At 37.2% G+C, this 13,405-nt stretch carries 16 protein-coding genes and 2 pseudogenes; 14 read left to right on the top strand and 4 right to left on the bottom strand.

Annotation, left to right across the window (positions count from 1 at the left end):
• The first annotated feature begins 496 nt into the window (after nt 1–496).
• Nucleotides 497–1,057, top strand: a complete 561-nt coding sequence (locus tag LZ575_RS11565) for a DUF2911 domain-containing protein (RefSeq protein WP_235324749.1) — start codon at nt 497–499, stop codon at nt 1,055–1,057.
• A gap of 55 nt (nt 1,058–1,112) precedes the next feature.
• Here LZ575_RS11565 and LZ575_RS11570 read toward each other — a convergent pair.
• Nucleotides 1,113–1,746 (bottom strand): annotated as a pseudogene (locus LZ575_RS11570) (7-carboxy-7-deazaguanine synthase QueE).
• Between the two features lie 149 nt (nt 1,747–1,895).
• Here LZ575_RS11570 and LZ575_RS11575 point away from each other — a divergent pair.
• A complete protein-coding gene (locus tag LZ575_RS11575; RefSeq protein WP_235324751.1) occupies nt 1,896–3,212 on the top strand; it encodes a D-alanyl-D-alanine carboxypeptidase/D-alanyl-D-alanine-endopeptidase in 1,317 nt (438 codons plus the stop codon).
• 56 nt (nt 3,213–3,268) lie between these two features.
• Here the strand turns inward: LZ575_RS11575 and LZ575_RS11580 are convergent, their stop codons facing one another.
• The 3 genes from LZ575_RS11580 to LZ575_RS11590 form a co-directional block, all read right to left on the bottom strand.
• The gene (locus LZ575_RS11580; protein WP_235324754.1) at nt 3,269–4,027 is read right to left on the bottom strand and encodes a hypothetical protein; all 759 of its coding nucleotides are present in this window, start codon (nt 4,025–4,027) and stop codon (nt 3,269–3,271) included.
• Nucleotides 4,028–4,118: 91 nt separating this feature from the next.
• Nucleotides 4,119–4,712: a M14 family zinc carboxypeptidase gene (locus tag LZ575_RS11585; RefSeq protein WP_235324755.1), complete on the bottom strand. Its 594-nt coding sequence runs from the start codon at nt 4,710–4,712 to the stop codon at nt 4,119–4,121.
• Nucleotides 4,713–4,719: 7 nt separating this feature from the next.
• Nucleotides 4,720–5,382 (bottom strand): peptidoglycan recognition family protein, encoded by a 663-nt coding sequence (locus tag LZ575_RS11590; protein ID WP_311195758.1) that lies wholly within the window; start codon nt 5,380–5,382, stop codon nt 4,720–4,722.
• A gap of 223 nt (nt 5,383–5,605) precedes the next feature.
• On the opposite strand from LZ575_RS11590, the gene LZ575_RS11595 reads away from it, so the two are divergent.
• From LZ575_RS11595 to LZ575_RS11640, 12 genes and pseudogenes are all read left to right on the top strand, one after another.
• Nucleotides 5,606–6,739, top strand: coding sequence for a D-alanyl-D-alanine carboxypeptidase (locus tag LZ575_RS11595; protein WP_255702606.1), 1,134 nt, complete (start codon nt 5,606–5,608; stop codon nt 6,737–6,739).
• Nucleotides 6,705–6,929 (top strand): D-alanyl-D-alanine carboxypeptidase, encoded by a 225-nt coding sequence (locus LZ575_RS24285; RefSeq protein ID WP_409187159.1) that lies wholly within the window; start codon nt 6,705–6,707, stop codon nt 6,927–6,929. Before LZ575_RS11595 ends, LZ575_RS24285 begins: the two co-directional genes overlap by 35 nt.
• A 74-nt stretch (nt 6,930–7,003) precedes the next feature.
• Nucleotides 7,004–8,128: an LD-carboxypeptidase gene (locus LZ575_RS11600; RefSeq protein WP_235324758.1), complete on the top strand. Its 1,125-nt coding sequence runs from the start codon at nt 7,004–7,006 to the stop codon at nt 8,126–8,128.
• Nucleotides 8,082–9,608, top strand: a pseudogene (locus LZ575_RS11605) (helicase HerA-like domain-containing protein). The gene LZ575_RS11600 and the pseudogene LZ575_RS11605 overlap by 47 nt, the downstream one beginning before the upstream one ends.
• Nucleotides 9,609–9,621: 13 nt before the next feature.
• On the top strand, nt 9,622–9,888 hold the full coding sequence (locus LZ575_RS11610; protein WP_235324759.1) for a hypothetical protein: 267 nt from the start codon (nt 9,622–9,624) through the stop codon (nt 9,886–9,888).
• Between the two features lie 88 nt (nt 9,889–9,976).
• Nucleotides 9,977–10,174 (top strand): hypothetical protein, encoded by a 198-nt coding sequence (locus LZ575_RS11615; RefSeq protein ID WP_235324760.1) that lies wholly within the window; start codon nt 9,977–9,979, stop codon nt 10,172–10,174.
• Nucleotides 10,175–10,276: 102 nt separating this feature from the next.
• Nucleotides 10,277–10,483, top strand: a complete 207-nt coding sequence (locus tag LZ575_RS11620) for a hypothetical protein (protein ID WP_235324761.1) — start codon at nt 10,277–10,279, stop codon at nt 10,481–10,483.
• Nucleotides 10,484–10,569: 86 nt separating this feature from the next.
• Nucleotides 10,570–11,394, top strand: coding sequence for a 23S rRNA pseudouridine(2604) synthase RluF (gene rluF, locus LZ575_RS11625; protein WP_235324762.1), 825 nt, complete (start codon nt 10,570–10,572; stop codon nt 11,392–11,394).
• Nucleotides 11,395–11,517: 123 nt separating this feature from the next.
• On the top strand, nt 11,518–11,943 hold the full coding sequence (locus LZ575_RS11630) for a VOC family protein (protein ID WP_235324763.1): 426 nt from the start codon (nt 11,518–11,520) through the stop codon (nt 11,941–11,943).
• A gap of 6 nt (nt 11,944–11,949) precedes the next feature.
• Nucleotides 11,950–12,243: a hypothetical protein gene (locus tag LZ575_RS23680; protein ID WP_311195759.1), complete on the top strand. Its 294-nt coding sequence runs from the start codon at nt 11,950–11,952 to the stop codon at nt 12,241–12,243.
• Complete coding sequence (locus LZ575_RS11635) at nt 12,203–12,970, top strand: AI-2E family transporter (protein ID WP_311195760.1); 768 nt, start codon at nt 12,203–12,205, stop codon at nt 12,968–12,970. Before LZ575_RS23680 ends, LZ575_RS11635 begins: the two co-directional genes overlap by 41 nt.
• An 18-nt stretch (nt 12,971–12,988) precedes the next feature.
• Nucleotides 12,989–13,405 carry a YkvA family protein gene (locus tag LZ575_RS11640; protein ID WP_235324765.1) on the top strand — a complete coding sequence of 139 codons (417 nt, stop codon included), beginning with the start codon at nt 12,989–12,991 and terminating at the stop codon, nt 13,403–13,405.

The raw sequence follows: 13,405 nt of genomic DNA on the forward strand, positions 1-13,405 counted from the left end.
CCTTAACCCGCTATGAATTTGTATTCTTCAGAAACCTAGTGTAGATCTTCCGGGAGCAACTTAGAATATGCTACTTCTTCAACCAAGGCTCCATTAACTTTCAAAATCAGAATTCAACTGTTTTCTGAAAGTTCTCAACCCCCAGCAGCTTATATTCAATTATGATTTTACGGTAAAAGTAGGCTCTTCAATTTCGAAATTTTAGAAGGAAACCAACTATCGATATCTTTTGAATTTGTAATTTAAGTCCTAATCCAGATGTATTCACCCCAGTTTACGCTCATCTTGATGTCGCAAAAAGAAATCTTATTTTGCACATAGTTAAAGGACGGATTTAGTTTTTCATATCAGAAAAATCCTTTATAAATTTATTTGGCATTTTAATTGCAATTATAAGTTGAGAATATTAACAAAGAATAAATAGTCCTTTAACAAGTGTCTTCTTTGATAAACCATACTTTTAAACGGATTTTCACTTAAAACAAAAAAATATTTTATGAAAAAATTAATGTTATTGGCGATTGCAATTTTTGCCTTGCAAACTAATTCAATTGCACAGGAAACTAAACAGGAAGGGCCTAACTTTCCAAAGATCGATGCCAGCCCAATGGATTTAGTTATTTATCGAAATGCCGATGATAAGGCAATAGCCCGGGTTATTTATAGCCGTCCACAAAAACGGAATCGTGAAGTATTTGGCAAACTTGTACCTTTTGGTGAAGTTTGGAGAACTTATGCAAATGAGGCGACAGAGCTTACTTTATACCAGGACATGAAAGTGGCAGATGAAACTGTGAAAGCAGGCACTTATACAATTTATACAATTCCTAATGAAAAGGAGTGGACTATTATTTTAAATAACCGAATTCACACCTGGGGTGCTTACGAATATACAGATAAAGAAGACCTTGTAAGAATAAAAGTACTTATTAGGAATTCACCAACTTCTATAGAGTCCTTTTCGATGGCTTTTGAACCAAATGAGAATGGAGCAAACCTTCTTATGGGTTGGGATGACAAATATGTCTCTGTACCTTTTAAGGCAACTGGTAAGTAACAAAGTATAACATAAAGATAGGGGTGGTTAAACAAGTTTTAATCACCCCTCTTTTTTATGGGATGTTTAAATATTTATGAGTTTGTAAAGACACCTTCCATTGTGGATTTTTCATCACGTAATCAACAATTAAAGGAATCATTTTATCTCTCTTACTCCATTCGGGTTGTAAATAGAGAATGCAGTTATCATTTACTTTTGCAGCTTGTTCTTCAGCAAATATAAAATCATGCGAGTTAAAAACGATAACCTTTAGTTCATTGGCAACTGCATAAACTTCCTCTGTGGGAAGCTTTATCTTTTTAGGCGATAAGCAAACCCAATCCCAGGTGCTTAGTTAATTTATACGCTCCCGAGGTTTCTATATGAACCTTGCAACCCCTGCTTTTTAATCTTGACGTAAGCGGGCCCATATCCCAGGTTAATGGTTCACCGCCCGTAATAACTATTGTACTGCTATGAGCCGCGGCATCCGCCACCATCTCATCTATTCCAGTAGGAGGATGTAATTGTGCATTCCAGCTTTCCTTGACATCACACCAATGACAGCCTACATCACAGCCTCCTACCCTAATGAAATAAGCAGCAGTCCCTTTATGGAAGCCTTCTCCCTGTATTGTGTAAAATGCTTCCATCAATGGCAGCATAAGTCCCTCATCTACCAGCTCTTGTATATCCTGTGTAACCATAGCGTGCAAAGATAATGAATATCCTAAAGCTTAACGGGAAATCTTCCTTTCAATGAGGTGTTCATTTTTATTAAACCATTTAAAGAAATTTAGTAAGATTTTAAAATAGAAATTCGAAGAATAAGCTTAAACTGCCACAAAACTGCCCCATGATAAAGAACCAACTTCAAATATTATTTGTTGCCAACCTTTTATTTTACCTCTTTTTACCCAATATTTCAAATGCCCAATCTCCAGATTCACATTTTGAAAACGCTGAAGCTTTCCAACAGGGATTTTCAGGCCTTGTTGTAAAAGACCTGGAAACTGATGAAATAGTTTATGAGCGATTAGGAGATAAATATTTTACTCCTGCTTCTAATGTAAAGTTATTGACCTTCTACGCCGGACTCAAAATTTTAGAAGATTCTGTTCCAGGTCTCAAGTACTGGACAAATAATGATTCTCTTATTTTCACCGGGACAGGGGATCCTTCTTTTCTCAATCCTGAATTACCACAATCTGATATCCTTGCATTCCTGAAGAACAGAAAAGAAAAGCTGTTTTACCTTCCAGCTTCAAAAATTGAAAAACATTACGGTCCCGGCTGGGCCTGGGATGATTATAACTCCTCCTACTCTCCTGAACGATCTGATTTTCCTATATATGGTAATCTTGTAAGTTTTGGTGCAGTTTCTTCACGGAGGGTTCCCGTGGTTTATCCCCGGGTTTTTCAGGATTCAATCGTCCTTAAAAATTTTTATGGTCAGCGGTCCGGAATTGAAAGAGATTTATATAAGAACTACTTCACCTACTATTATGTTCCTGTCCTTCCCAGGCAGTCGGCATCCAGGCTGCCATTTCGGTATTCTCCCGAACTTCTGGTAAAATTATTAAGTGATGTAGTTGAGAAAGAAATAAAGATCCTGAACACTTTACCTCCCAAGGCCGGAGAACCCCAGATAAAAATGAGCGTTCCTACGGACAGCCTTTATAAAAGAATGCTACAGGACAGTGATAATTTTATTGCTGAGCAAATTCTCTTGTTAAGCTCAAATAAACTTAAAAACACCTTTGATGCAGACATTGCCATAGATCATATCCTAAAAAAAACTTTAAAGGATCTACCAGATAAAATTTATTGGGTTGACGGTTCAGGATTGTCCCGATACAATTTAATGACTCCCCGTTCCATGGTCGCTTTACTGGATAAAATTGCCGATGAAGTGGAAACAGAAAGGCTTTTTCACCTGCTGGCCACCTATGGGAAAACAGGAACTATAAGAAATTATTACCACGCCCGGCAGCCTTACATTTTTGCCAAAACCGGGACTTTATTGCACAACCACAGCATGAGTGGATATTTAAAAAGTAAAAGCGGGAAAATTCTGGCCTTCAGTTTTATGAACAGTAATTTTGTAGTTCCCACCAGAGAAATTAAAAGAGAAATGGAAAAAATCCTCAGGGATATCTATAACAGATATTAATTTGAAACTACATCCTGAAATTTGCCTTTTGATGGAATTATAAATATTTATGAATTTTACTTTCTGATTAGAGCGTTTTTAATCTTTAGCTCCTTATCCTTCAGATTTATAAGAAAGCCATTGATTATGGCATATTCCAAATTTCCAGCCTTTGAGAGAAAAAAATTGGAGGTTATTCCTTTAGGAGATTTAAAATTCCCGCTTACTAAATTAACAGGATAATGAATATACTTTTCTGCAGGCAGGTTCTTAACTTTTATAAATGCGTAACCGCTCTTCAGGAAAGAATGAAAATCTAAACTTTTTAGATCTTCCATAGAATATGAGACAGGAGAAACCTTTGGCAGGACAAACTCATAACCTGAAGCATCCAGGTTTTCATACCCAAAGCTGGTTCTAAGATCACCACGGTCTACAATTTCACCACTATAATAGAAACTGTTCTTTGCCGGATCTTCAAGTTCTATTTGATTTATTCCAAGATCGAGTATATATTTTTTGCCCATTAAATTATACGTTAGTCCGGTAATTTTCAGGTCCATAAGCATCCTTTCATTCTCCGGAATACTGTCATAGAATCCAAGGTTATTATCATTATATGACATATTTGAAATAGAAAATAATGAAGCGAGAATAATGGTGTAGTTAAGTTTTCTAATTTCCTGCTTTTCAGTGTCATTTTTTAAACCTCCAGATTCTATTAAGATTGTACTGGTACCCCATTTTTGAATATTATCACCAAACGCCCGGACTTCAAAATCATCTGCATATTTACCAACCTGTCCCGGAATATACTCCTGCAGTAGACCATTCATTTCCACTATTAATTTTATCGCATTTCCCCTAACCTCATTAATTGATTTTTCGTAGTCGTAAGGAGGAGCGAGAAAAGAGATTGTTGCAGGCTTACCTAGTTAACCCAACATTGTAATATTTACTCTGGTCATGAAGATTAAAACCAAATTCAGGCTTAATACTGTCTCTTACTCTTTTCAAAGTTTGACTTTCCGGCGACTGGAGACGCAAGGCATCGCGGTTTAGATCTATATTAAGTGTGTTTCTACGTTCAAACCTTTCAGCTCCATCGGGATTTACCATTGGAAGAAAATGCAGGCGAACATTTTTTAATAATTCCTGTTTTTCCTCCTCGAATCCTTCACTTCTTAAAAAATTAAAAATATCAAAGAGAGCCATTGTAGCTGTAGACTCATCTCCATGCATTTGTGACCATAAAAAGATGTTAGTCTTCCCGGTGCCTGTACTTAGTAAATAAAGCTCTCTTCCTTCGATAGATCTCCCCACTTCTTGCAGGCTAAAAGCAGGGTCCTTTGCAACTTCTTTCAGCTGTTCTTTCACCTTGGGATGTTCAAATCTTCTGGTTTTAAATTCGTCAATTTTATACTCCGGATAGGTTTTATAGATTTCTCTGTAAAGATCCTGGACTTGCGAATAACTAACATCATTGCAAAGCAATAATAGAAATATAAAAACCTTTTTCATCGATTTTCTAGTTGCCCGGAAGTGGCCTTAAATTTAAATTTTTCGTCTCCCGCCTTAACTCTTCCATAAATTTCAAACCGGGATCTACTTTTTTAGTGCGGTAGGAATTATCTTTTTCCAGCCAAAAAGGATGATCTATAAACAACGTATATTCATAATGCCCAATGACATATTCCACAGGATGCTTTTTACTGAGGTACTTCACCAAAAAAACATTTGATTTAAGCTGAGCATCGGTTAGTGGGGTTTCAACTGTTCCTCCCACATTTTCAATACCAATGGCCAGATGGTTAAGCCCTATAACGTGTCTGGCCATTAATGTTTCCGGCATCAGTCGGTAAATCGTTCCATCTCTGTCTACCAAATAGTGAGCAGAAACATTTAATTTCCCGGCTGACTGAATATCATTTCTTTTTTCTGAAAGATGAACTGGTTTAAAGGTATCAAAAGACTCCTGCAAAGTCTTTATTTCTGTCCAGTGAATAACAATCATCTTAGGCTCAATTTCCGGAACATCTTTTTTAATTCCGTAATGCTCATCCAGGTATTTTAAACTCAACTCCTTTCGTTCATCATTAAACTCAATAGGTTTTGAAACCATCTTCGGCAAAACTCTCCCGCTGGAACAGGAAATAAAAATTAAGCAAAATAAGAGTTTAAGAATTTTCACCAGTTCATTATTTTCTGCAGAGAAATTACTACTACCTATAAAACACCCACATAACAAAACATTTAAAATTAAGGCTTTCCAGATCTTCCTGAACAATTTTATTAAAAATTTTTAATTGTAATATACAATCATCTTATTCTAAAAGTCTGAGAAAAAAATTAAGATGAGGCTATCTATTAATTTATAAAAAGTAATTTTAAAAGATGTTTTACCATTCACTAATATGAAACCGAAATTTATCCACAACATACCCATTGTTTTCTTGTTAATTCTCTTCGGATTACTTTTTTCTTCCTGCTCAACTTCCCGACAAATTGATAAGAAATTTAAAAAGGAGAAGACATTTGAAAAAGGTTTTTCAGGACTTGCAGTTTATGACCTGGAAAGAGATAAAATGATCTATGAGAGAAACTCAGGTAAATACTTCACCCCGGCTTCAAACACCAAACTTTTTACTTTTTATACCGGGCTTAAGGTTTTAGGAGATTCAGTCCCCGGATTAAAATACTTCATTAAAAATGATAGCCTATTCTTCACAGGCACCGGAGATCCTTCGTTATTAAACCCCGATCTACCTGAATCACCTGTTTTAAATTTTTTAAAAAAACACGAAGAAACGCTCGTTTATGTTGCTCCGCTTTTTGAAGAAGAATATTTTGGTCCTGGTTGGGCCTGGGACGATTATAATTCATATTATTCAGTGGAACGAACTGCTTTTCCAATTTATGGGAACAGGGTTCATTTTCAATTTCCTTCAGATAAAAAGAAGCCTAAAGTACTTCCCGGGATTTTTACAGATTCAGTTTTTGCTGAAGATCTTTCAGAAGAAAATTCCCGCATTACCAGAGAATTAAGCCGTAACAGATTTAGTTATTCTGAAAAGAGACCGATTAAAGCTGCTGAACAAAATGTTCCTTTTAAATATTCTTCTTCTTTAATCGTGAAAATGTTAAGTGATACTCTTCAAAAAAAGGTGGGCTTTGTCCAGGCAATACCTGAAGGTTTTGGGAATGCCCGCACGTTGTATAGTATTCCCGTAGACAGTATGTACAAGACTATGCTGCAGGTGAGCGACAATTTTATTGCAGAGCAGCTTCTATTACTTTCTGCCGGGAAACTTTCAGATACTTTAAAAGCAGATATTGCTATAAAATATATGCAAAAAAATCACCTTAAAACTCTTCCAGATGAGATTAAATGGGTGGATGGCTCAGGCCTTTCAAGATACAATTTGTTTACACCAGCATCTGTAGTTGAACTATTAAAGCTAATTTATGAAGAAGTACCGCAGGAAAGATTGTTTGATCTATTAGCGGTTGGAGGTGTCTCTGGCACTATTAAAAATAATTACGCTTGAGGTTCTCCACCTTATATATTTGCCAAGACTGAGTACTCTCTCCAATAACCACAGTCTTAGCGGATTTTTAAGAGCTAAGTCTGGAAAAATCCTTGCCTTCAGCTTTATGAATAGTAATTATGTAGTTCCAACTGCGGAAATTAAAAATCAAATGGAGAAGATTCTACGTGAGATCTATGAGGAGAATTAGACCCGGTAGAAAACGAGAAATTCACTATTTCTCTTAATTTAGCAAATATTGAAGGCTCTAAATAAATTTTAAAAATGCAAAGAAGAAATTTTCTCCAAAACCTGGGAGCGGGCGGCCTCGCAGTTTCCTTTTCATCCTTTATTGCCCCTTATCAATTCATGGGAAATTCGCAGGACGAGTTACTGCCTAAGAAATTGGAAAAGGGAGACACTATTGGTATTGTTAGCCCTTCAAGTGCCATTTTTGAAACAGAAGCTTACGAAATTGCTGTTGAGAATTTTGAGGCGATGGGGTTAAAGGTGAAACTGGGTGAGTTTGTAAAGAATCGGTATGGACATCTTGCAGGAACTGATGACGAGAGGGCTAACGAATTAAATACTATGTTTCGAGACCCTGATGTAGATGCTGTTATAGCCCTAAGAGGAGGATCTGGTGCAGCAAGAATATTGGATAAAATAGATTATCAGGCTATAAAGGAAAATCCTAAAATATTCGTTGGCTATAGTGATATTACAGCGATTCATCTTGCAATTTATTCTAAAACGGGACTGGTAACCTTTCATGCCCCTCTTGCCGTCTCCACCTGGAACAGCTTTAGTTATTCTAGTTTTAGAAAAATTCTTTTTGATGCTGAAGCTGCTATTTTTGAAAACCCAAAAGAAAAAGGAGATAATCTCACCATCACAAAAAATCGAATTAGAACCATTACTCCGGGTGTGGCCAGGGGAAAATTATTAGGTGGCAATCTTTCTGTATTAACAGGAATTATGGGTTCACCCTATTTTCCCTCAAACTGGGAAAACAAAATTTTATATCTCGAAGATGTAGGGGAACAAATCTACGCCGTAGACAGGATGATGTCCCAGTTGCAGCTTGGCGGAGTGTTTGTAAAGATCTCCGGATTTGTATTTGGGAAATGTAGCGATTGCAAGCCCGGCAGTGGGTATGGTTCCCTTACCTTGGAGGAAGTTATAGATCATTACATCAAGCCGCTAAACATACCTGCATATACAGGAGCAATGATAGGCCATATAGATGATAATTCAACAATTCCAAATGGGATTGAAGCCGAAATAAATTCCACCAAAGGAACAATTCAATTGCTACAGCTAAGCGGTGAAATAACTTGGGCTAATCTTTTAAGAGCAGAAAATGGAAGAAAAAGAAAAGTTTATCCGGCATATTCGGGAAGGTTATGAATTTAAAGGAGATCATATTTACCTTGGAGCAGCAATGTATAAAGGGGAACCTCAGCCAGAAGCACGTGTTAAAATTCCGGTTAAGACGTTGAACAGGCACGGCCTAATTGCCGGAGCTACAGGAACAGGAAAAACAAAAACCCTGCAGATACTTGCTGAAAATTTATCAGATATAGGAATCCCCGTACTTTTAATGGATGTAAAAGGTGATCTAAGCGGCATCGCAAAACCTGCTGAAGAAAATAAGAAGCTAATTGAAAGACACTAGCTTTTAAATTTTGAATTGACCAGCAAGGGATCTCCGGTAGAGATCCTAAGCCTTTCTGAACAACCCGGAGTAAAGCTGAAAGCGACGGTAAGTGAATTTGGCCCAGTGTTATTAGGAAGGATCCTCGACCTCACTGACACCCAAACCAGCATTCTGGGAATTATCTTCCAGTACTGCGACGATACTCACCTACCTCTGCTGGATCTTAAAGACCTTAAAAAAATCCTTGCTTTTGCTACAGAAGAAGGAAAAGAAGAATTTGAAAAAGATTACGGAAGGATCTCAAAAGCCTCAACAGGTACTATTCTGCGAAAAATTGTGGCATTAGAGCAGCAGGGAGGTAATCAACTTTTTGGAGAACCCTCCTTTGAAGTAATGGATCTTGTAAGGAAAACTTCGGAAGGAAAAGGATATGTAAATATTATACGTCTTGATGATATTCAGGATAAACCGAAGATTTTCTCAACCTTTATGACCAGCCTGCTGGCTGAAATCTATTCAGAATTTCCGGAAAAAGGAGATGTTGACAAACCTGAACTTGTTCTATTTATTGATGAAGCTCATCTTATCTTTAAAGAAGCTTCCGGCGCATTAATGGATCAAATGGAAAGTATTATTAAACTAATACGGTCAAAGGGGATTGGAATCTACTTTATTACCCAAAATCCTACGGACGTTCCTGCAGCAATTCTTAGCCAATTGGGGCTGAAAATTCAACACTCGCTAAGGGCCTTTACCGCAAATGACAGGAAAGCTATAAAATTAACAGCAGAAAATTATCCACTTTCAGAATATTACGATACCAAAGAAGTACTTGGCTCGTTAGGAATAGGAGAAGCTATAATTTCTGCCCTTGATGAAAAAGGAAGACCAACACCCCTTGCGGCAACAATGTTACGCGCTCCTATGAGCAGGATGGATATACTTTCACCAGATGAGATAAGCGATATAATTTCCAAATCCCGGCTCGTAGAAAAATATAACCGGGCAGTAGACAGGGAAAGTGCCTATGAATTATTAAATGCTAAACTCTCACGTGCAGAGCTGGATGAAGCCAAAGAAAAAGCCAGGGAAGAAAGAAAAGTAGTGACCCGTTCCTCCAAGCCTTCAGGAAGCAGATCTTCCACCCGCCAAAATCCTATTCTTAAAGTACTTACAAGTGCCACTTTTATACGGGGAGTAATGAGCATATTAAACAAAACTTTAAAATAAATATTAGAAACACATGTTTAAAAAAATTAGTCTTGCCGCATTAGTTTTATCAATTGCAGTCGCCTGTGGAGATCATTCAGATCCATACCTGATAGAAGCTACACGAGTAGGACCCTTAACTAAGGAGATAAAGATCAATCAACTGGACTCAATTTTTTCCAATGATTCTATTGTACGTCATACCTCCGGCAATAAGTTATTGAGTGCCACAAATGATATAGAAATTTATGATAAAGATGGTTCTCCTCTTCTTATTATTGAGCTAAGTACAACAATTTGATTCTACAAGCACAGTAGGATATATACAAATACTTGATCCACGATTCGAAACAGCCAAAGGCTTAAATACTTCCAGCACGTTTGGGGATGTGGTTAAAAACTACAGCATTTCCCGCATTGAGAATACTTTAAACTCTGCAGTGGTATTTATTGACGAGTTAAATATTTACCTCACAATTGATAAGAAAGAATTACCATCCAGCCTAAGGTTTGATACCGATACCAGAATAACTCCAAATCAAATTCCCGACAATGCCCCAATTAAACATTTTATGATAAGTTGGTAATTATATTATAAACCTGCAGGATCAAGTCTTTAGGAAATGTTAATAGAGTTCCCATTTTGAATACTTTGTCTAACTTTATCATTTAACCAATACATTAAACCTATGATTAAGATCTTAGCAGTTATTATGTTAATTGGCGGTGCAATCGCACTAGTAATGGGCGTTCTGGGAATATTTGGAAGTATTGCCTTAATGTTCAGCCCCTGGGCTCTGGCCATTTTAGGATTTATCTTTTTTATTGCAGGTATTTCAATGCTCAAATACCGGAAAGATACAGATGAAGTGGCAGCCGAACACCAAAACAGATAAAGCAGAATTAAGGCTATAGAGTAAGATAACACAGGTTAAACCTGATTTTAATCTTATCTTTGTAGCCTTAATTTTTTTCTTCTCTTATGCAACTCACCCGAATAAACAAATACCTTAGTGAAGCCGGATACTGTTCCCGAAGGGAAGCAGACAAACTAATTGAGCAGGGGAGAGTGACAATCAATGGAAAAGTTCCCGAAATGGGGACTAAGGTGGCTCCCGGAGATGTAATTGCTGTGAACGGCAAACAGGTTAAAAATAATAAGGAGGAACAGGTATATCTTGCCTTCAACAAACCTGTAGGAATTGTATGTACTACCGACACTGGTGTGGAAAAGGACAATATTATTGATTATATTAATTTTCCCACCCGTATTTTTCCAATAGGAAGGTTAGACAAAGCTAGTGAAGGGCTAATTTTTCTAACCAACGACGGCGATATCGTAAATAAGATCCTACGAGCACGGAATAATCATGAAAAGGAATACATAGTGACTGTAGACAGGCCTGTCACCTCAAATTTTATTGAGCGTATGGCCGCAGGAATTCCTATTCTGGATACCGTGACTAAAAAATGTGAGGTTGAGAAGCTGGGGAAATTTGATTTCAGAATAGTGTTAACTCAGGGGTTAAACAGGCAGATCAGGAGAATGTGCGAATACCTGGGCTATGAAGTTACAGCGTTAAAACGTATTCGAATTATGAATGTCCAGCTGGATGTGCTTAGAGGGGAATGGCGAAACTTAACAGAAGGTGAATTAGCGACTATTAACTCTCTGATTTCAACTTCAGAAAAAACTGCACCTCAACCAGAATCTTCTTCTAACGAGAATTCTTCCGGAAAGGCACGAAATCAGTCTGGAGAAAAAATCGAGAAATCTTCCGCCAGGAATTTCAGAAAAAAAACTTAACAGAGAATTAGCGGAAACATCAGCAGCTTTCCACCAGATCTTTATATTTTTAATGTGGGAATGTACTATTGCTAACAGGAAATTTCCACATTACAAAATTCTAAACACGTTATCCAAAAATATATGAATAGAATTCAACCCTTTCACCTCGCTATACCCGTGAGGAATCTAGAAGAAAACAGAACTTTTTACAGAGAAACTTTAGGATGTACAGAAGGAAGAAGTAGCGACCATTGGGTAGATTTTGATTTTTTTGGTCATCAACTGGTAATCCATGTACAGGAAACTCTTGTTGAGACTGCAGGAAAAGGAAACCCCGTAGATGGAAAAGATGTTCCAATTCCTCATTTTGGAGTTGTTTTGGACTGGGATGTGTTTGAACAATTTGCGGAACAACTGAAACAAAAAAATATTGAGTTTGTTATCGAGCCTTACACTAGATTTAAGGGAAAGACAGGAGAACAGGCAACTATGTTTTTTAAGGATCCATCTGGTAACGCATTAGAATTTAAGGCTTTTAAGGATATGAGTCAACTCTTCGCCAAATAGTCCAAAATGAACAGATTAAAACCCTCATTGGTTCGGCAAATTTTTGTTCTTTTTGTCATTGCATTCCTGGGTTTTTTAATTTTCAAGGAAATTGTTCCTTTTTTATCGGGTATTTTAGGTGCTATCACTTTATACGTGATACTTAAAAAGTGGATGAGCAATTTAGTAGCCAGGGGTTGGAAGAAAACCTGGGCAGCAGTGTTGCTTATGGTGGCCTCTTTTATAGGAATTTTAGTACTTAGTAGTACTTATTGTTATTATGCTTTCTTCCAAAATTGGACAGGCCATTGCCAATTCTGAAAAGGTAATTGCTGCTGTGAAGGAGCAGGCAAATCACCTGGAAGAGTACCTGGAATTTGATGTAAGCAATTCTATTGACACGTCTTCAATTACCGCCTGGCTCACAGCAAATCTTCAAAGTCTTGCAGGAGGAACCTTTTCGGCCTTTATTGCAATTGGGATCATGTACTTCCTGCTTTACTACATGCTCATCAACAGAGATCTTTTGCATGAGGGTATAAAAAGTTACATTCCTCTCAATTCTGAAAATATCAGACTAATTGAAAAAGAAAGTGATCTCTCTGTAAAATCCAATGCCTTAGGCATCCCTTTAGTTGCAATTATACAGGGAGTCATTGCTCTTATAGGATTTCTCATCTTTGGTGTGCCCGATCCTTTGTTTTGGTTCACCATTACAGCTGTAGGATCTATGGTTCCTTTTGTAGGCTCTGCTTTAGGAATAATTCCCGTTACCTTACTATTGCTCTCTCAGGGACAAAACTGGCAGGCCATAGCCATTTTAATTTACGGATTGGTCGTAGTTGGAGCTACAGATAATTTCGTTAGGCTGTATATCCTGGAAAGGCTCTCAAGCGTTCATCCTCTAATTACATTATTTGGTGTAGTTGTAGGAGTCCCTCTGTTCGGCTTTATAGGTTTAATATTCGGGCCGCTGCTAATTTCCTTATTTTTGCTTATATTAAAGATCTACAAAAAAGAATACGGTGACGAAAATGACAATTTGTAAAATTTAAAAAAGAAATATATGTTTAATAAAAAGACACAGTCAATAGACGAGGATTACGTAAAAGGTGAGATTGCCGAAGTTAAAGGTGAAGACGTAGATGTAGTAATGGACAATCAGGAAGAAATTGCGGATAAGATCCAGAGTTCCAATGTACTCAAGAAATATACTGAACTTGGAAAAGTGATGATTGGAATGCTGAAGGATTACCGTAACGGAATATATTCCAATGTCCCATGGTTTACTATAGCTGCAATTGCTTTTGGACTCCTGTACATCCTGAACCCTTTTGATCTTATTCCTGATTTTATCCCCGGAATAGGATATGTTGATGATTTTGCAGTCCTAACCTTCAGTCTTAGATTTATTGAAACTGACATTCACAATTACCTTGACTGGAAACTGGATGAAGGAAATAAAGAAGAAGTGGAAGTTTAA

It is taken from the genome of Antarcticibacterium sp. 1MA-6-2 (assembly GCF_021535135.1).
Classification (GTDB): Bacteria; Bacteroidota; Bacteroidia; order Flavobacteriales; family Flavobacteriaceae; genus Gillisia.

What these genes read in the sequence shown, in the direction of transcription:
- LZ575_RS11595 (WP_255702606.1), top strand. Translation starts at nt 5,606, where the DNA reads ATGAAACCGAAATTTATCCACAACATACCCATTGTTTTCTTGTTAATT.
- rluF (WP_235324762.1), top strand. Translation starts at nt 10,570, where the DNA reads ATGCAACTCACCCGAATAAACAAATACCTTAGTGAAGCCGGATACTGT.
- LZ575_RS11565 (WP_235324749.1), top strand. Translation starts at nt 497, where the DNA reads ATGAAAAAATTAATGTTATTGGCGATTGCAATTTTTGCCTTGCAAACT.
- LZ575_RS11640 (WP_235324765.1), top strand. Translation starts at nt 12,989, where the DNA reads ATGTTTAATAAAAAGACACAGTCAATAGACGAGGATTACGTAAAAGGT.
- LZ575_RS23680 (WP_311195759.1), top strand. Translation starts at nt 11,950, where the DNA reads ATGAACAGATTAAAACCCTCATTGGTTCGGCAAATTTTTGTTCTTTTT.
- LZ575_RS11610 (WP_235324759.1), top strand. Translation starts at nt 9,622, where the DNA reads ATGTTTAAAAAAATTAGTCTTGCCGCATTAGTTTTATCAATTGCAGTC.
- LZ575_RS11635 (WP_311195760.1), top strand. Translation starts at nt 12,203, where the DNA reads ATGCTTTCTTCCAAAATTGGACAGGCCATTGCCAATTCTGAAAAGGTA.
- LZ575_RS11575 (WP_235324751.1), top strand. Translation starts at nt 1,896, where the DNA reads ATGATAAAGAACCAACTTCAAATATTATTTGTTGCCAACCTTTTATTT.
- LZ575_RS11580 (WP_235324754.1), bottom strand. Translation starts at nt 4,027, where the DNA reads ATGAATGGTCTACTGCAGGAGTATATTCCGGGACAGGTTGGTAAATAT.
- LZ575_RS11600 (WP_235324758.1), top strand. Translation starts at nt 7,004, where the DNA reads ATGCAAAGAAGAAATTTTCTCCAAAACCTGGGAGCGGGCGGCCTCGCA.
- LZ575_RS11620 (WP_235324761.1), top strand. Translation starts at nt 10,277, where the DNA reads ATGATTAAGATCTTAGCAGTTATTATGTTAATTGGCGGTGCAATCGCA.
- LZ575_RS11585 (WP_235324755.1), bottom strand. Translation starts at nt 4,712, where the DNA reads ATGAAAAAGGTTTTTATATTTCTATTATTGCTTTGCAATGATGTTAGT.
- LZ575_RS11630 (WP_235324763.1), top strand. Translation starts at nt 11,518, where the DNA reads ATGAATAGAATTCAACCCTTTCACCTCGCTATACCCGTGAGGAATCTA.